At 42.9% G+C, this 18,202-nt stretch carries 20 protein-coding genes; 11 read left to right on the plus strand and 9 right to left on the minus strand.

The window, feature by feature from the left end:
- Nucleotides 1-84: 84 nt before the first annotated feature.
- The 4 genes from F895_RS01125 to F895_RS01110 form a co-directional block, all read right to left on the minus strand.
- Nucleotides 85-924: a symmetrical bis(5'-nucleosyl)-tetraphosphatase gene (locus F895_RS01125; RefSeq protein ID WP_005244343.1), complete on the minus strand. Its 840-nt coding sequence runs from the start codon at nucleotides 922-924 to the stop codon at nucleotides 85-87.
- Nucleotides 924-1,736: a 16S rRNA (adenine(1518)-N(6)/adenine(1519)-N(6))-dimethyltransferase RsmA gene (gene rsmA, locus F895_RS01120; protein WP_005244355.1), complete on the minus strand. Its 813-nt coding sequence runs from the start codon at nucleotides 1,734-1,736 to the stop codon at nucleotides 924-926. The genes F895_RS01125 and rsmA overlap by 1 nt, the downstream gene beginning before the upstream one ends.
- A gap of 31 nt (nucleotides 1,737-1,767) precedes the next feature.
- Nucleotides 1,768-2,736, minus strand: coding sequence for a 4-hydroxythreonine-4-phosphate dehydrogenase PdxA (gene pdxA / locus F895_RS01115; protein ID WP_005244356.1), 969 nt, complete (start codon nucleotides 2,734-2,736; stop codon nucleotides 1,768-1,770).
- 77 nt (nucleotides 2,737-2,813) lie between these two features.
- A complete protein-coding gene (locus F895_RS01110; protein WP_005244358.1) occupies nucleotides 2,814-3,446 on the minus strand; it encodes a hypothetical protein in 633 nt (210 codons plus the stop codon).
- A gap of 267 nt (nucleotides 3,447-3,713) precedes the next feature.
- On the opposite strand from F895_RS01110, the gene rplM reads away from it, so the two are divergent.
- Nucleotides 3,714-4,142 carry a 50S ribosomal protein L13 gene (rplM, locus tag F895_RS01105; protein WP_005244360.1) on the plus strand — a complete coding sequence of 143 codons (429 nt, stop codon included), beginning with the start codon at nucleotides 3,714-3,716 and terminating at the stop codon, nucleotides 4,140-4,142.
- A gap of 12 nt (nucleotides 4,143-4,154) precedes the next feature.
- A complete protein-coding gene (rpsI, locus tag F895_RS01100) occupies nucleotides 4,155-4,541 on the plus strand; it encodes a 30S ribosomal protein S9 (RefSeq protein WP_004640839.1) in 387 nt (128 codons plus the stop codon).
- Nucleotides 4,542-4,608: 67 nt separating this feature from the next.
- Here rpsI and F895_RS01095 read toward each other — a convergent pair whose 3' ends face one another.
- The gene (locus tag F895_RS01095; protein WP_005244362.1) at nucleotides 4,609-5,004 is read right to left on the minus strand and encodes a hypothetical protein; all 396 of its coding nucleotides are present in this window, start codon (nucleotides 5,002-5,004) and stop codon (nucleotides 4,609-4,611) included.
- A 127-nt stretch (nucleotides 5,005-5,131) separates the two neighbouring features.
- On the opposite strand from F895_RS01095, the gene F895_RS01090 reads away from it, so the two are divergent.
- From F895_RS01090 to F895_RS01050, 9 genes are all read left to right on the plus strand, one after another.
- Complete coding sequence (locus tag F895_RS01090) at nucleotides 5,132-5,791, plus strand: glutathione S-transferase N-terminal domain-containing protein (protein WP_005244364.1); 660 nt, start codon at nucleotides 5,132-5,134, stop codon at nucleotides 5,789-5,791.
- 14 nt (nucleotides 5,792-5,805) lie between these two features.
- The gene (locus F895_RS01085) at nucleotides 5,806-6,231 is read left to right on the plus strand and encodes a ClpXP protease specificity-enhancing factor (RefSeq protein ID WP_005244371.1); all 426 of its coding nucleotides are present in this window, start codon (nucleotides 5,806-5,808) and stop codon (nucleotides 6,229-6,231) included.
- Between the two features lie 15 nt (nucleotides 6,232-6,246).
- Nucleotides 6,247-6,909, plus strand: a complete 663-nt coding sequence (locus F895_RS01080; protein ID WP_005244374.1) for a hypothetical protein — start codon at nucleotides 6,247-6,249, stop codon at nucleotides 6,907-6,909.
- A gap of 385 nt (nucleotides 6,910-7,294) precedes the next feature.
- Complete coding sequence (locus tag F895_RS01075) at nucleotides 7,295-7,654, plus strand: roadblock/LC7 domain-containing protein (protein WP_005244375.1); 360 nt, start codon at nucleotides 7,295-7,297, stop codon at nucleotides 7,652-7,654.
- A gap of 164 nt (nucleotides 7,655-7,818) precedes the next feature.
- Nucleotides 7,819-8,787: a hypothetical protein gene (locus F895_RS01070; RefSeq protein ID WP_005244381.1), complete on the plus strand. Its 969-nt coding sequence runs from the start codon at nucleotides 7,819-7,821 to the stop codon at nucleotides 8,785-8,787.
- Nucleotides 8,788-8,795: 8 nt separating this feature from the next.
- Nucleotides 8,796-9,338 carry a GTP-binding protein gene (locus F895_RS01065; RefSeq protein ID WP_005244382.1) on the plus strand — a complete coding sequence of 181 codons (543 nt, stop codon included), beginning with the start codon at nucleotides 8,796-8,798 and terminating at the stop codon, nucleotides 9,336-9,338.
- A 22-nt stretch (nucleotides 9,339-9,360) separates the two neighbouring features.
- Nucleotides 9,361-9,780, plus strand: coding sequence for a roadblock/LC7 domain-containing protein (locus F895_RS01060; protein ID WP_005244383.1), 420 nt, complete (start codon nucleotides 9,361-9,363; stop codon nucleotides 9,778-9,780).
- A 358-nt stretch (nucleotides 9,781-10,138) separates the two neighbouring features.
- Nucleotides 10,139-11,485 (plus strand): sphingomyelin phosphodiesterase, encoded by a 1,347-nt coding sequence (locus F895_RS01055; protein WP_005244384.1) that lies wholly within the window; start codon nucleotides 10,139-10,141, stop codon nucleotides 11,483-11,485.
- 11 nt (nucleotides 11,486-11,496) lie between these two features.
- The gene (locus F895_RS01050; RefSeq protein WP_005244385.1) at nucleotides 11,497-12,426 is read left to right on the plus strand and encodes a lipase secretion chaperone; all 930 of its coding nucleotides are present in this window, start codon (nucleotides 11,497-11,499) and stop codon (nucleotides 12,424-12,426) included.
- A gap of 53 nt (nucleotides 12,427-12,479) precedes the next feature.
- On the opposite strand, the gene F895_RS01045 is transcribed toward F895_RS01050, so the two are convergent.
- From F895_RS01045 to F895_RS01030, 4 genes are all read right to left on the minus strand, one after another.
- Nucleotides 12,480-14,438 (minus strand): acetyl/propionyl/methylcrotonyl-CoA carboxylase subunit alpha, encoded by a 1,959-nt coding sequence (locus F895_RS01045; RefSeq protein ID WP_005244386.1) that lies wholly within the window; start codon nucleotides 14,436-14,438, stop codon nucleotides 12,480-12,482.
- Between the two features lie 53 nt (nucleotides 14,439-14,491).
- Nucleotides 14,492-15,325 carry an enoyl-CoA hydratase/isomerase family protein gene (locus F895_RS01040; protein WP_005244388.1) on the minus strand — a complete coding sequence of 278 codons (834 nt, stop codon included), beginning with the start codon at nucleotides 15,323-15,325 and terminating at the stop codon, nucleotides 14,492-14,494.
- Between the two features lie 10 nt (nucleotides 15,326-15,335).
- A complete protein-coding gene (locus F895_RS01035; protein WP_005244390.1) occupies nucleotides 15,336-16,496 on the minus strand; it encodes an acyl-CoA dehydrogenase family protein in 1,161 nt (386 codons plus the stop codon).
- Nucleotides 16,497-16,587: 91 nt separating this feature from the next.
- Nucleotides 16,588-18,201: an acyl-CoA carboxylase subunit beta gene (locus F895_RS01030; protein ID WP_005244392.1), complete on the minus strand. Its 1,614-nt coding sequence runs from the start codon at nucleotides 18,199-18,201 to the stop codon at nucleotides 16,588-16,590.
- Nucleotide 18,202 lies beyond the last annotated feature (1 nt).

Consider the following 18,202-nt stretch of genomic DNA (forward strand, 5'->3'; position numbering starts at 1 on the left):
CTATGACAGTTTTTTGACAGCCTTAAAATAAAAAATGCCCAATTTCAAGCTGAAAGTGGGCATTTAAAAGAAGTTGATGCGACATCAAGCCAAAGGGTTATCTACTGCAAAAAGCTGCTGATCTTCCAAACGGAATGCCATTAATTGCTGCCCCCAAACACAGCCCCCATCGACATTTTGAATTTGAGCGCTAATGGTCTTGCCTTGTAAAGCCGCCCAATGTCCGAAAATCAATTGATGGCTTTGTGCTGCCTGACTTTCAAACTCAAACCATGGTTGAAAACCTGCTGGCATCGGGGCATCTAAGGCATCTTTAAAATCAAACTCTAAACGCCCTGTTACATCGGTTAAACGCATTCGGGTCAGATAATTGGTAATGCAACGTAAACGCGGCATGCCTGTAAGTTCATCTGACCATAGATCAGGCTGCGAACCATACATCTGTGCAAGAAAACCATCCAATACTGACAAGTCTTCATGCGCAACAACCTGTTGCACTTCCCGCGCCAGCGCAACCGTTTGCTCGGCATTCCAGATACATGGCACACCCGCATGGGTAATTAAGGTGTGTACATTCGGAGATAGACTCAACGGCTGCTTGCGCAACCAGTCAATCAGTTCATCCCCATCAATGGCATCAATCACCTCTTGGGTGTGATCCTTGTCTTTGGCCTTTTTAAAACCACGGGCACAGGCAATCAGAGTTAAATCATGGTTACCCAACACCGTCGCTGCGGCGCCACGATCAGCCAGCTTTTTAATAAAGCGCAATGTACCAACCGAGTTCTCGCCACGTGCAACCAAGTCACCAGCAAACCATAAAAAGTCTTGGTCTGGATCAAAACGGATTTCTTTCAGCAACGCTTTCAATGCTTCGAAACAGCCTTGCACATCACCAATGACGTAGTTATAGCGTTTAGACATCAAGCCACCATCTGATCAGAGAGTGCAACAAAATCTGCCAAACTTAAGGTTTCTGGACGCGCCATTGGATCAACACCTGCTTTTTCAAAGCCATCCTCCACCAACATCCCTTTTAAGCTATTGCGCAAAGTCTTGCGACGCTGGGTAAACACATGACCCACTAAACGCGCCAATGCTTTTTCATTCTTTGCCACAATTGGTTTAACATCATAGGGTTCTAAACGGAAAACCGCCGATGTTACTTTTGGTGGTGGATTAAATGAGCCTGGTGGCACTTCAAACAAGAAGGTTGGCTTACAGTAATACTGGATCATCACCGATAAACGGCCATACTCTTTGGTATTTGGCGTTGCCGTAATACGATCCACCACCTCTTTTTGCAACATGAAATGCATGTCTTTCACTTTGTCGCCAAACTCCAAGAGATGGAACAGCAAGGGTGTTGAAATGTTATAAGGCAAATTCCCAACCACACGCAGTGGACGACCTTCTTGGAACAACTGAGTGAAGTCGTATTTTAAAGCATCGGCTTCAACAATGGTTAAACGTTCAGGATGCGGCACGCGTCCCGGTAAACCCGCTGCCAGATCACGGTCTAGCTCAACCACGGTCAACGCATCACACTCGCCAATTAAAGGTGAGGTCAAGGCCGCCAAACCTGGGCCGATTTCAACAATGTTTTCGCCCGCACGAGGATTTACTGAGCGTACAATTTTGGCAATCACACGTTGATCATGTAAAAAGTTTTGACCAAAACGTTTTCGAGCCTGATGCCCTTCATCTTTAGGGTTTAGGGCATTAATTTGATACATAATAATTCCAACGTGAATAATTTCTTGCCCATCACTGACGGGCTAAATCAAGTGCTAAATCCACTGCAACATGCAAGCTTGATGCTTTTGCCTGTCCAGTGCCTGCAAGAGAAAGTGCTGTACCATGATCGACCGAGGTTCGAATAAATGGCAAGCCTAATGTAATGTTTACTGCTTCACCAAAGCCTTGTGATTTTAGCACAGGTAGACCTTGATCGTGATACATCGCTAAAACAGCATCCGCATCTTTTAGATTTTCTGGGGTAAATAAGGTATCCGCAGGTAGACTGAGACTCATATGCAGCCCCTGTGTACGATACGTTTCCAATACAGGATTGATCACTTCAATTTCTTCATGGCCTAAATAGCCATCCTCACCTGCATGAGGATTTAAACCACAGACTAAAATACGTGGCTGAGCGATTTTAAATTTGGTTTTTAAGTCGTGAATCAGAATATCAATCACTTGATGCAGACGCGCTTTGGTAATCGCATCAGGTACATCCCGTAACGGTAAGTGGGTCGTTGCCAAGGCAACACGCAATGTTTTGGTCGCCAACATCATCACCACACGATCCACACCTGCAAACTCTTGGTAATACTCGGTATGTCCACTAAAAGCGATGCCTGCATCATTGATAATTGACTTTTGCACGGGTGCAGTAGCCACCCCCACACTCTGGCCTGACATGGCATAGTCTGCTGAGCGACGTAACTGTTCCAATACATAAGTAGCATTGGCTGAATCTAGCTGCCCTAAAACAACAGGTCTGGTTAAAGCGACATGTTCTACAAACAGTTGCCCTTTTCGGCTGGATTGTGTCTGCCCCTGATATGGAATCAGTTCAACATCAATCCCTAACTGATTGGCACGTTGTTGCAACATCTGCAAATCGGCCAGAATAACCAATGGTCGTTCATCAACACGCTCGGCCAGACTCAGACAGATATCTGGACCAATGCCCGCAGGTTCACCTGAAGTCACATATAAAGGAAGCATCGATAACGCCCATGTTTTGATTTAAGTCTTAGTGTAACCAAAATCTAAAAGCAGCTACAGCCCTGCGTTTTTATAAATTATTTCCCTTCAGGATTGACTGTTGCTTTGGGTAAGTTTTGTGGCACTAGATTCGAAGGTACAAACTCAACCTTCCGTGTCCATGGATTAATTTTAGGTTGTACTTTTTTCTCTGGCGGTATGCTTGCGACATCGTCCTTTTTCTCGTTAACCACCACAGAACTCGCAGCTTTATCAAGCAGAGGATTACTCACAAGCTCTTTCTTTTCGGCAACTGCCGTCGGCTGTGCTGCCTCTTTTTTCTCCACTGCCACTGTCGCAACCACAGTACCTGCAGGACGCGCATACGGTGCTGCAATTGAGCCTTGCTTGACCACGGTTTGTGTTGTGGGCTGTGGAACCGTATGAGTGGTTGCAGTAGTGCTTTGTCCTTGTAGATTCATTTGATCAACCGGAATTTCAATCGCTTTCATTTCAGCCGTCACCGCCATTGCAGGGTCAATATGATCGTTGCCCCGACTTTCCAGTACCTCCAGTTTACGACTGGTTCCCTCTTTGGGCTGAAACTCGGAGTAGTTCGTTACACTGGTCTGATCTACCCATTTATAGAGTCGTCGTGCATTGGTTTGTGCTGAACAAACGCCGATCAATAATGTGACTACAACAATTTTTGTAGAAAACGACAACTGCATCAAATTCCCCAAGAGAATAGGTAAATACTTCTATTTATTTCAAATGTTTGGTATAAAAATCATAGGGGAAATCCACTCCGCTCACAACACCCAAAATGTTCTCTTCAATTCCGCGTGTGTTAGTTCCCAATTCGGTCACATTGCAGCATATTCTGGCGTCTCAGGCGAATTTTCCTTGTGCACTTTTATAAACTCATGTAGAATTCGGTCTCCTTTTGTTTGGACAGATTTCACCGTCCAAACCAACTATAATAGGTAGTGGTTTAAATGAAAACTCTCAGCGCTAAGCCAGCTGAAGTTCAACATGACTGGTATGTTGTTGATGCTTCTGGCAAAACTTTAGGTCGCCTTGCGACTGAAATCGCTCGTCGTTTACGCGGTAAGCACAAAACTTCTTATACTCCTCACGTTGACACTGGCGACTACATCGTTGTTATCAATGCTGAACACGTTCAAGTGACTGGTAAAAAATCACTTGATAAGAAATATTATCGCCATACTGGTTTCCCTGGTGGTATCCGTGAGACTAACTTCGAGAAGTTAATTGCTCACAAACCTGAAGCAGTTTTAGAAAAAGCTGTTAAAGGTATGTTGCCAAAAGGTCCTCTTGGTTATGCAATGATCAAAAAAATGAAAGTGTACGCTGGTACTGAGCATCCTCATACTGCTCAACAGCCACAAGTTTTGGACATCTAAGGGATACAGCACATGGCTACTAATTATGGTACAGGTCGCCGTAAGACCGCAACTGCACGTGTTTTCTTATCAGCTGGTACAGGTAAACTCGTAATTAACAACCGTACGCTTGAGCAATATTTCGGTCGTGAAACTGCTCGTATGGTTGTGCGTCAGCCTTTAGAGCTTTTAGAAGTTACTGAAAAATTTGACCTTTACATCACTGTTAAAGGTGGTGGTATTGGTGGTCAAGCAGGCGCTATCCGTCACGGTATTACTCGTGCATTGATCGCTGCTGACGAAACTTTAAAACCTGCTCTTCGTCAAGCTGGTTTCGTTACTCGTGATGCTCGTGAAGTTGAACGTAAGAAACTTGGTTTACGTAAAGCACGTAAACGTCCTCAATTCTCTAAACGTTAATCGTTTTACGAGTTGGACAAAAACCTCGGATTTTATCCGGGGTTTTTTTATTGCCTAGTTTTAATTATTACTTTTGAGAACAATCCATCATTGCATCCCCTACACCATCGGCAGCAGCAAATTCCGTGATCATACAGCCATTTTCTTGATAGGTTCTGGTAGTTTTCGAAAATTGATGATCTTCAGGAATTGGCGCATTACACGGCTGCCCCGTTTTTTCATTGACCATTCGAATTGGCCCATCGTTATAAATCGTCACTTTACAAGCTTTGACCAGATACTGTTTTTTGATACCCCCATACTGCGAGTCATCTTGATCAGCTGCCACAGCAATCGCAACATCCGTAGCGGCTCGGCTCTCCGCCGATGTAGCACGATGCACCTGCTTGGAGACAGTCTGCGCGCTTACACAGCCACCCAGTAATAACCCAGTACAAAGTGCGGCCAAGTAATATCCTTTCATTCCCTTGTTCTCTCTTTAAACTTATTGAATCATAAATCTATTCCGTAACAATCATATTATTCAGCTTTAAGTGATTTCCAACGTTAATTTTAGTATTCTAAACAGTCAACCATAATTTTTTGGACTTATGTCTCTAGAAAATCCCCCAAGCCCTGTCCAAGGCATTACGCTTTATAGTCATGCAGATGATTTCCGTTCACACTGGATTCGTTTTTTACTGGCTGAAAAACAAATCAAATATCAGCTCATTCTCACCGACCACGAAGATGAGGATTTAGCGGACCTCAATCCCTATAATCAACTTCCCATGTTGATCGAACAAAATCTAAAACTGTTTTCGGCCAATGTGATTGCCGAATATCTAGATGATCGCTATCGTCAAAATAAGCTCTACGCCGATGCGCCCATGGCTCGTGCAGAGCAGCGTCAATATATCTGGCGTTTTGAACAAGACTGGTTCAAGCTGGCGGATCAGATGCTTAGACATGCAGATACATTAGATCAAAAACAGCAGCAAAACGCACAGAAAGAGTTGAGAGATACCTTAATTTCACTGACTCCGCTATTTCAGCATTTCCCATTTTTCATGTCAGAAACATTTTCCATTCTCGATTGTATGCTGGCCCCGATCTTCCTTCGGCTGAAAAGTATGGGAGTTGAATTGCCAGCACAGCACTGTCGACCTATATTCTTGTATTGTCATCGTATCTTTAGCCGACCATCGTTCATTAAATCAATGACAGCTCAAGAAAAAAACAGCTACAATGAATTGATTTCTACGATTTAATAAGTTTTTCAATTATGTCTGAGCAAATAACTTTTACGCCGACACGTCCCTATCTTGCTCGCGCCATTTATGAATGGATTTGCGATAACCAACTGACGCCCTATTTATTAGTTGATGCAACCCAACCACACACCGATGTGCCTTTGCAATTTGTAAAAGATGGTCAGATTGTCTTAAACCTTGCACCACACGCCATCCATCAACTCCATATTAGCAATGAAGCGATTACCTTCTCTGCTCGTTTTGGCGGTGTCGCAAAAGAAATTTATGTCCCGATTCGTGCGGTACTCGGCATATATGCCAGAGAAAATGGTCAAGGTTTATTTTTTGATCCTTCAGAATATGAAGCACTTACAGATACAGCTGTAGCGCCAGCCGAAGAAGCCAAGCAAGAAACTGAACCAACCAAAAAGAAACCTTCACTAAGAATTCTAGATTAAGCGAGGATAGACACGATGGCATTTGACTTAGTTCAGTATTTTGCTGAACAAATTAAAATTCAAAAACCGCAACTTTTTAGTCAATATTCTCCTAAAGAAAAACATGCCTATATTGACGAAGTGAACGTATTAGCATTGGGACAGCTGATCAGTTTGTGGAAACAAAATCCACAGAAACTCTATCAGGAAGTTCAAACTGCTGATCCGCTTTATATTCAAGAAGTGTCTCGCCATCTGACCACCTCAGCCCATAACCAATCAACGCTTAAAGCAACTGAACTTGAAAGCAGTATTTCTGATGTTCTCACGCTACAATTAGCTGAATTAAAACAGCTCGATGCAACTGGGAGCTTCGGGCAAACAGGATTAACCGAACTGTTACTGGGTCAAATTGAACATTTATCAGGACAAGCTGAAGACTGGGTATGGTCAACCAACCAACTCACAGAATTGCTCGGCTCAAAACCGGTCGTACAGCAAGAAGTCTCTCTTGAAGCAACCATGCAGGAATTTAATCAAATGGTGCATCAAGCTCAGCCCACAATGACAGATCATGAACCAACAGCTGAAATAGAAATGCCTGCCATTCCCACATGGGCCTACATCGTTTCACCTGTGATCGCATTGGTCATTCTGATTTTTTTGTATTGCTCATATTGCCAATTAATTTCAGCTTAATTTACCATCCATGATAGAGTTTTTTTAATTACTTTCTTTATCATGGACTTATTTTAAATTTAATTTTAATTAAAATATTATTTTAATTAATTTAAGCGTTAAATTTACATTTATTTACAATGAAAAAATAATATTAAACCCCAATATTAATGTGAATAAAATCACAATAAAAACCAATTCCAATCCTCAATCAATATTTTAATTTGTTTATTTGACAAAAATTGTCAATTACTAGCACTCCTGTGATTTCAATTATTTTAAAGTATTATTGATTTAATAAAAGAGTTTCCTATAATGAGATTAACTACTTTTGAAAACCAATCAAAAAACAAAAGTGGCCTATATATAAATTCATAAACAAAGATGTATTAGTAGAGATAAGATCATGGCTAAAATTTCATTAGAAAGCTTAACAAATATTGATGGGTTCGTTGCAGCAGCATTAGTCGATACAGAAAGTGGTTTGGCGCTAGCAACTCAAGGTGGTGGGGCACTTGATTTAGAACTGGCAGCAGCAGGTAATACTGAAGTTATTCGCGCAAAACGTCGTGTAGCTAACTCATTGAAACTTAATGATGATATCGAGGATATCTTAATTACACTCGGCAAGGCATACCATTTAATCCGTCCATTAGAAAGCAATGGCAATTTGTTCCTTTATCTCGTATTAGATCGCACTAAGTCTAACCTAGCGATGGCTCGTCACGAACTTAAAACTTTTGAGAAAGAACTCGACTTTGCTTAATTTGCAAGTTCAATATATTTAATATATTAGATCTCTTGTATATATTTCTATTTAACTTATACATAATAAGAAAATAGAAATAATACAAGTGGTCTATTATTAGTCTTTAGCATTAAGACTAATTTTGTGCAGTCCAATATTTTATAAAACATTAAAGTGATACTATGAATGGACATTGCATTAATATCGCAATTTCAGGTATAAGTTTAAAAGTTTCAGATGAATTAAAAATAGAACTTAGAAAAACAATACCGAATGAATTTGGCATTAACTGGATCAACATAGCCGATCCCAATATCGACTTATTATTAATAAATGAAAATTTTTTTGATACCGAAGGTATTCAACGTATTTTAGAACAAAAAAAACTTCCCTGCTTAAAGGTTTCAAAAGGAGAAGGTTCACATCATATTGAAGAACACAATACGCTTTACTTACCTTTTCAGCATACGGATGCATTAAAAAACTGGATTCAGCTGCGCTTACTGAGTTATCTATCTCATCAACAATCACAACAACCTAAAACAGCGACTGTTTCCACACATAATGCCATTAATGAAAAGTATTTAAGTGATATGTTAAATCCAGAGAATGCCCGACTCCATCTATTTGATGATCATGGCACCTTGGCGATTATTGATACGCGTAGCCAGATTGCCTGGCTGGAGCCAACACGCATCCAGACTCAGACCAACCATAGTTTTAAGTACGAATTTGCGACGACATCCAACTTTACCAAAGTCTCTCGAAAAGTTGAGTATAACCTGCAAGATTGGCTCTGGAATCTGTTCTGGCATTCTCTTGAATTCCAGCGGTTGGCGCCGAATGAAAATGACTATTATAAAATTGAATATTGGCCACAGCCTGCGCAAAGCCAAGACCGCAAAACCACCCTATTGCTCTCAGCCTGCTTTATACAAGGAGCCCAACTTTATCAAGTCGCCACACAATTAAAACTTCCTATTCAAACGGTTCAACAATTTATTGCTGCCTGTATGATCTCCAACAATGGTGGCATTATTTCAGCATCAGAAAGTCATTACTTAAAAGCAGAAGTTGCTGAACAAACTTCTGAACAACAAGGTTTTTTAAATAAATTTTTCGGCAAAATCAGACGCCGCTTTGGGCTTTAAGGAATACTATGATTCTCCAACAATATAAAATCGTCTTTGCAGGAAGCATGGGCGCCGGAAAAACCGAAGCGATTAAATCGCTTTCAGAAATTCCCGTGCTTGCGACCGAAGCATTGAATACAGACAGTCAGGCTCATAATAAGATGCAAACTACGGTTGGTATTGATTATGGGGAAATTACCTTAGATGACGGCGTAAAAATCGGGCTGTATGGTACCCCAGGTCAATCACGTTTTGACTTTATCTGGCCAGTGATTTGCCAAGGTGCTTTGGGCGTGATTTTACTTGTCGATCATAACAGTAAAGTGCCTATTGAAGAGCTTGAAAGCTATCTCGACACCTTTAAAGACTATACGCAAAATATTTCGATCGGTATTACCCATGTCGATGAAAATAAAGGACAACCAACAACGATTTACCGAGACTGGTTAATCCAGAATGACTACCACTATCCTTTATTTTTTATCGATGCACGTAAGCAAGAACATATTTTGCTGATGATTGAATCTCTTATCGCAGCACTAGAAGTTAATTTAAAAGCAACAAATTAATCACTTTATAAAGAGAAGATTTATGTTCAGTATTCCTAGTCAGCAACGTACTGCTCCCAAAGAGCTGATCCAGTTTGCAAAAGCTCAAGCCAATGATGTTCTTATGAATATTCGAGGGATCGATTATATTATGCTCTGCTCGACAGATGGCTTTGAGCTCGCTGCAATTTATAAGAAAAATCCCTATAACAGTACTAAATTGGCTGCAGTCAGTAGTTCAATCTTGGCCATGGTGAGCGCTTTCCTTAATGAAATCCAGTTGACTGGGTGTCAAAGCATTACGCTGGATGCCGAGAATGGCAAGGCTATTTTAACCTCAATTCCGGCTCCCCATCATCCAATGGTAATGGTGACCTTAAGTAATAAGGACGTTCTACTCGGCCAACTGCTTTATAGCTTGAAGCAAGCCAGTACAGCAATCGTCGACGCTGACCAAGTCTAATTTCCAGACACAATCAAATCTGACACAGTGCAACACTTGTCAGATTTTCGTCATTAATCATCTTTATACTGAATACATTACTTTTCTATTTTCATTTTTGAACCATCTCTTTTACTACATTTCACTAAATAACCACCCCAATCTGTTTGAAAAATCCAATATCATTCAATAATTCGCAATAAAATATTGTTTTTTAAAAAGATCAGATGAATGGTTAGAAATTTAAATGATTTAGAAATACTTTTTCATTATTATAATTTTCGAACAAATAACAATCACAAAATTTTCATAAATGAATAATTTCAATAAAACGGGATTGTGTTTGTTCAACTATTATTAAGCACTATGGAGAGAAAAGATGAGGCTGAAGAGCTTAAAACTCGGCGCAGGAACTGCACTATTACTCAGCGGTTTTGCCACCCAACAATGTTTGGCAGATTCCTATGTATTTGTAACCAATACCACACCACAAACAGTATCCGTACAAGTCAACCAAACTGGGGCACAATTGCAGCAAGGCAATGAATGGGCTCAGGAAGCGACACAGATTGCACCCTATGAAACCAAACGTGTATTACGTATCAATCGTTATACAGGGATCAAATCAGGTAAAACCTATAACTTTGATACCGTAGTGACCAGTGCCAACTCACAAGTGACCTTCAAACAAACCATGACTGGAACATGGTCGGGTAGTAATATTCAACACGGTATTCAAACAGCAAACACAACTTCCCCGTGGTATTCAGATCGTGATGTACATCGCATCAATACAACCTATGGCGGTTTATCCGCTCAGGCAGCAGTAAAAGCTGAATACACAGGTGGTTATGATGATTTCCACTACACGATTCACCAGAACACGATTCAGGAACCTGTTTCAGCCAGTGCCAATGAATTAAAAGTCCTAACCTATAATATTTATGCCTTGCCGATGGTGGCGAGTAAAATCAGTGAACGTTTGGCCGAATTACCCAACCACTTGAATGGCTATGATGTCATTATGATGCAAGAAGCGTTCGCTTCTTCGCGTACAGGTATGTTGAATCAACTGGCACAACAATATCCCTATCAGACACATATCCCTGTCGGTTCTGGCTATAACCTATTTGATAGCGGTTTGGTCATTGTAAGTCGTTATCCAATCGTCAAAACCGCCCAATTTATTTATCCAGACTGTACAGGAACCGATTGCTTTGCCGATAAAGGCGTGTTGTATGCTGAAATCATTAAAAATGGTAAAGCTTATCATGTCACGTCAACACATACCGCTTCTTTTGATACCGATGCAGCGCGTGCACTGCGCCAGACTCAGTTCAAGCAAATTCGTCAACTGGTAGACCAACAAAATATTCCAGCTTTCGATGCAGTGTTGATGGGGGGAGATTTTAATGTGAACAAGTTACTCTGGCCACAAGACTATCAAAATATGCTGAGCAACTTGAATGCGACTGCGGCATCAAGCAATACGGGGTATACCGCATCAACCTTTGACCCTCGTGTGAATAAATTAGCTGGTGCAGCAGGTTCAGGCGGTTCAACCGTTGAATATCTGGATTATATCGTGGCATCCAATAACCACCGTCAGCCCGTTCAGTCACGTAACGATGTGCGCATCCTGCGTACTACGGCTGATCCACTGTATATGATCTGGGATCTTTCTGATCATTTCCCTGTAATGGGGCAGTTTAATTACACCCCTTAACGGAATATGGTATGAATAAAAGACTATTGCTGACAATTCTAATTGTTGTCGTGGTCTTGGTTGGGATTGTAGTCTGGAAGAGCACTGCCTCTTCCGCTGCAATCCAGCACACCAAATCCACCTCAGCATCTCAAGATTCGTCTCCACAGATGAGCAATGCCAGCATGCCCAATAAAAGCAAGGACGAACTGTTGCAGGATTCACTTTTGCAGCAACTCAAAACCTTACAGCAGCAACCTGGGAATATCACCGAGTTTCTCAATAACTTTAAAGCCAACTGCCCTGTCTCAGATTGTCATGTAGCACTTGCAAAAGCGCTTGCCAACTATCCCGATCAACAGTTTGCACACTTAGTGGAAAACTTGCTGAAACGCATGCCACAATATGAAAAGCAGATGCAAAGCACAGTATTATCCACCGCTTTATCACCGAAACAACGTTTTGATACGCTGTGGAAGCTCAGAGAACAAACTTTGGGACAAGCCGAAGCCATGCTCGGTTTTGGGCAAGAGCGCAATTATGCGGATTATCGCTTTGCTTATAATGACTTGGTGCTAAATCAAAAACTTAGTGCTGAACAACGTTTAACAGCATTTGAAGAGCTACAGCGTCAATATCCTGATGCAAGTCAACAGCAAAATAAAATGGGACTTTATCAACAAGCCGTTGATTTAATTAGCCAAGGGCAACATAGCCCAGCTGAAACTGAACGTTTAAAGCAAAAATTGCAGCAACAGTATTTGACTGAGCAGGAACGTCAACAGGTTCAACAGCGCGAGCACCGTGAAACCCAACAACAGCAGCAAGTTGATCAATATCAACAAGCCGTGCAGCAGTTACAACAAGACATGGAGCCGTTAAAAACTCAACTGCCAAACGAAGAATGGCAAAAGCAATATCAAAGTCGTTTAGAAAACCTGCGTTTAAAGATGTTTCCCTAAAATAAATGAACCATCAATCTTATAGATGTGGATGGTTCAATCATGGCATTCCATTAATCGACAGCAATATTCAATAATTGCTGTCGTTTTTTCACCTGTTGTCCGACTTGGCCAATCAGCTCATGTACGATGCCATCGACATCAGATTTGATTTGCTGCTGAATCTTCATGGCTTCCAGTACCAATAAGGTTTGCCCTTTCACTACCTGATCTCCGACATTCACCAACAGATTCACAATTGCCCCATCCATCGGTGCACGGATTTTACCATCACCCACCACTTCTGCTGCCGCTGGGGCTGCATAAGTAATATTTTCTAGCACGCTATTACCATTGCCTACATCTAAATACAGCTGATTTTGATCAAAGACATAGGCGAGCTTGCGTCGAACACCTTCACAGCTATAAACAACCTGCACATCACTGATGCTTACAATATTGATCGTTACGTGTTGATCACATAACGCAACTTTGACCTGCTGCTGATCATGTTGCACATGTAGCAATATCTGCTGATCGGCGTATTTTAGTTTCAGTGGGAACGGCATGCCAACCCCTGTTTGCCAAGCGACTTGCGGCTGATTTTGCTGGCTAAACAGTGCGGCTGCGACGGCAAGCGTTTCAAGTTTCAAAGTTTGCTGATGCAGACTAATATCATCCTGAAAGTGCTGCTGAATAAAGGCAGTATTGGTCTCCCCAGCGACAATAACTGGATGACGTAATAAGTTGCTTAAGAATTGCTTATTACTGTTCACCCCCAACAACACACAATCATCAACGGCCCGAGCAAGCAGTCGAATCGCATCCTGACGGGTTTTGCCATAGGCGATGACCTTTGCCACCATCGGATCATAGAAGGGACTAATTTCACCTTGTTCTAACATGCCGTGGTCAATACGGACATTGGCTAAACTACCATCAGCGCCTGCAGGCTGCCAACGCAGTACTTTTCCCGTTTGTGGCAAAAAGTCCTGACGTGGATCTTCTGCATATAAGCGAACTTCAATCGCATGTCCATTCAGTGTCAACTCATGTTGTTGTAAAGGCAGGGTTTCGCCATTGGCAACACGCAATTGCCATTCCACCAAATCCAGTCCCGTCACCATTTCTGTCACTGGATGCTCGACTTGTAAACGGGTATTCATTTCCAAGAAATAGAATTCACCGGATTGATCAAGCAAAAACTCGACCGTGCCTGCGCCGACATAATCACAAGCCTTGGCCGCTGCAACTGCCGCTTCGCCCATTTTCTGACGCAGTTCAGCAGTCATCACTGGACAAGGGGCTTCTTCGACCACTTTTTGATGACGGCGTTGGATCGAACAATCCCGTTCAAATAAATACACATAATGGCCATGTGTGTCCCCAAACACCTGAATTTCAACATGGCGTGGGGCAATCACCGCTTTTTCTAAAATCAATTCACCCGAACCAAAGGCATTCTCTGCTTCCGAACGTGCTGTTTTTAATGCGTCCAATACATCAGCAGCGTGTTGGACCAGACGCATCCCTCGCCCACCACCACCTGCCGAAGCTTTGACCATTAAAGGGTAGCCAATCTTCTCAGCTTGTTCAGCCAAATATTCAAGCTTTTGCTGATCACCTTCATAACCAGGCACACATGGCACCCCTGCTTGAATCATGGCAATTTTTGAAAGACGTTTACTGCCCATCAATTCGATCGCAGCAGCCGTCGGCCCAATAAAGGTGATGCCATGATCAAGGCAAGCCTGAGCGAAGTCGGTATTTTCAGACAAGAAACCATAACCAGGATGGACAGCATCTGCCCCTGTCTTTTGGCAGGCTGCAATAATATTGGCAATCGATAAATAGGATTCTGAAACTTTAGATGCGCCGATATAAACCGCTTCATCCGCAAGCTGCACATGACGGGCATTGGCATCCGCATCTGAATAGACAGCCACCGTTTGATAGCCCATTGCTTTGGCTGTTTGCATCACACGAACTGCAATTTCACCACGGTTTGCCACTAATACTTTTGAAAAACTCATTGTTTAATCCCTCAAAACATCGCATTTCAGCAATGCTTGTGCTCTAGAAGATGTCACTCTTCGGCCCAATTTGGCAAACGTTTCTGAATAAAGGCCATGGTTCCCTCTTGCCCTTCCTCCCCAACAACTGCCCGTGCAAATTGCTCGGCTGCATTATCTAAGAGCTGGGTCAAAGGTTCATTTAAAGTCCGATGTAATAACGCTTTGGTGGCACGGGAAGCCAGAGGTGCAGCACGTTTGATCTGCTGAATCGTGTCTGCAAGCTGCTGTTCCAGCTCAGCATCATCTGGTGCAACTTGGTGAACGACACCTAAATCCAAAGCCGTCTTGCCATCAAAACGTAAACCCAATAACGCTAAACGACGGGCTTGGGTCAAACCAATTCGCTTCACCACAAAAGGCGCAATCTGCGCAGGCAAAATACCTAAGCCTGTTTCTGGCAGACCAAACTGGGCACTCTGACGGCTAATGGCAATATCCGAAACACAGGCCAGTCCAAAGCCACCACCGAGTACAGCACCTTCCAAAACAGCCACGACGGTTTGTGGAGCTTGATCCACCTGTTCAATCATGGCACCAAAACGGCGATTAAAATCGACATAAGGTTGCAAACTGCCTATATTCGTAGCTTCAACACGTAAGCTCGCCATATCTTTGATATCGCCGCCTGCACAAAAATGCCCGCCCTTACCACGTAAGATAACCGCACGAATTGATGAATCATCCGCAATCTGGCTAAACACCTGTTGAATAGCAGTGACCATATTTAAGCTCATGGCATTACGGCTCTCAGGACGATTTAGCCATAACGTTAAAATGCCACCTTGTTGTTCTAACTGAATGCTGTCATCTATCGCCAAGCTTGCAAGAGAAGTTGCAACTGTCATGCTCCTGCTCCTATTTTTTCTGTTTCTTCGGCAAAATATCGGTGAGCTTACAAATGATTCCAAGCATAATTTCATCTGCACCGCCGCCAATCGACCCTAAGCGCCCATCACGGAACAGTTGTGATGCAGGGTTATCCCACATAAAGCCATTACCGCCCCAATATTGCAGACAACTATCTGCCACTTCACGGCTTAAACGCCCTGCTTTTAGCTTCGCCATTGACGCCATCAAGGTTGCATCCTCACCAGCAATATGCTGCTCACAGGCTTGATAAGTTAGAGCTTTCAGTGCTGCGACTTCAGTCATCAGCTCAGCAAAACGAAAATGTACATATTGGTTATGAATCAGGGGCTGACCAAAGGTAGTACGCTCTTTGGCATAATCAATGGTTTGCTGAATGACCTTTTCCATCCCTCCCACCGCATTGGCACAGGCCCACATACGTTCCTCTTGGAACTGCATCATTTGCATCATAAAGCCCATGCCTTCCACACCAACTAAATTGCGTTGCGGTACTCGAACATTGTCAAAATAGACTTGTGCAGTAGTGGTTGAACGCATGCCCAATTTATTCAGTGGCTCTGAAAAACTAATCCCTGCTGTCTTGGCTGGGACAATAATCATGGATTTATTGACGTGTGGTTTGTCATCCGAGGTATTTGCCAATAGACAAAAGAAATCGGCTTGCAGTGAGTTGGTAATCCACATTTTGCTGCCGTTAATGACATAATCATCGCCATCTTTTTTTGCTGTAGTCTTAATGGCTGCAACGTCAGAACCCGCATGCACTTCCGAGACTGCAATCGATGCCACATATTCACCACGAATCGCAGGATTTAAAAACTCATCTCGTAGTTCTTTGCTACCAAAACGTGCCAGTGCAGGCGTCGCCATATCGGTTTGCACGCCAATCGCCAGTGGCACCCCACCACACGCTGCACGACCTAACTCTTCTGCCACGACAAGATTGTATGAATAATCGAGTCCTAAACCACCATTCTCCTCAGGCTTACAAATCCCCAATAAGCCCAAATCCCCCATTTTCTTAAATACGTTATGAATTGGAAAACGGCCTGCTTCTTCCCATTCTGGAATAAAAGGGTTTAATTCATTTTCCACAAACTGACGTGTGGTACGGCGTAAAGCTTCATGTTCTGCGGTAAATTTCATTGTTTTTGTTCCTTAAAATTAATCTCCCCTAACCCCTCTTTAATTAAAGAGGAGAACTCCTCCCTTTTTAAAGGGAGGCTGGGAGGGATTATTAAAATCTCGACACACCAAATCGGGTTGGATTTAACTCACGTTGCTGTGCTTCATACATGGTTTGTAATAAGAAAATCAGTACTTTTCGGGTATCTCTCGGATCGATAATGCCGTCGTCATGCAACATTGCGGTATTGAATAAAGCCGTCGACTGCTGTTCCAATTTCATGGCTGTGCTTTGTTCCAAGAAGTCCAGCATCTGCGGATTAGGTTCCATTCCTGAAGCTTTTTGTTTGCCCTCAGCCACGATACGCAAGACTTTGCCCGCTTGTGCTGCACCCATCACTGCAACATGTGAATTGGGCCATGCAAAGATAAATTGTGGCGACAAACTGCGGCCACACATGGCATAGTTGCCTGCGCCATAAGAACCTGCAACCACAATCGAAATCTTGGGTACTGTGGCATTGGCCACAGCCTGGATCAGCTTGGAACCATGTTTGATAATGCCGTTCTGTTCGGCATCGGTTCCGACCATAAAACCAGTGGTATTGTGAAGAAACAAGAGTGGGCGTTGGGTCTGTTCACACAGATGAATAAATTGCGCTGCTTTGGCTGCCCCCTGTGGCGTGATCGGGCCATTATTGGTAATGATGCCGATATGCAGTCCTCCTATTTTTGCCCAGCCACAGACCGTTAAAGCATCATATTCCTGCTTGAATTCCAGAAAATCTGAATCATCAATGATCCGTGCAATGATTTCTTTCATATCAAAAGGTTGCTTTGGATCTTGAGGAATAATGCCTAACAATTCCTCCGCAGCATAACGCGGTTCTTTATAATGCTGATTCAATTGTGCGGTTTGTTCTTTCCAGTTCAGGTGTTCAATAATCTCACGGGCTAAACGAATACCATCAGCATCATTTTCCGCAAGATATTCCGCCACGCCTGAAACTTGGGTATGCATTTCTGCCCCGCCCAGTTCTTCAGCAGTCGCTACTTCGCCTGTTGCTGCCAATAATAATGGTGGACCTGCCAACAACATTTCTGTTTGCTTGCGGACTGCAATCACATAGTCAGACAACCCCGGTTGATAAGCCCCACCAGCGGTCGCATTGCCATGCACCACCGCAACTTGGGGAATCCCTGCCGCAGATAAACGCGCCTGATTGGCAAAGGTCATGCCGCCATAGGTAAATACTTCCGCTGCATAATTCAGGTTAGCTCCGCCACTTTCTGTCAATGTCACCATCGGTAACTTTTGCTCTAATGCGATCTTTTGCAAGCGTAAGGTTTTATGTACGCCCATTGGGGACATGGTGCCACCTTTGATGGCACTATTACTGGCAGAAACCAGCGCACGCACACCACTGACAAAACCAATCCCTGCAATCACACCACCGCCAGCTTCGGAACCATCTTTATCGTCATGCATGTTGTAGCCAACCAAACCACATAACTCGATAAAAGGTGAATCCGCATCTAACAGCAAGCGAATACGCTCATGCGGCAAAATCTTGCCTTTCTTGTCGAATTTAGGTTTTGCTGCATAAGACTTATCAATACTCTTTTGCTGTACGGCACGAACCTCAGCCAGTTGAGCCAGTAAAGCTTCTCGATTCTGCTGATATTGTTCACTCCCGACCGCAATTTCAGATTGGAGAATAGTCATG

Origin of the sequence: Acinetobacter sp. CIP 64.2 (assembly GCF_000369645.1) — a bacterium.
Classification (GTDB): domain Bacteria; phylum Pseudomonadota; class Gammaproteobacteria; order Pseudomonadales; family Moraxellaceae; genus Acinetobacter.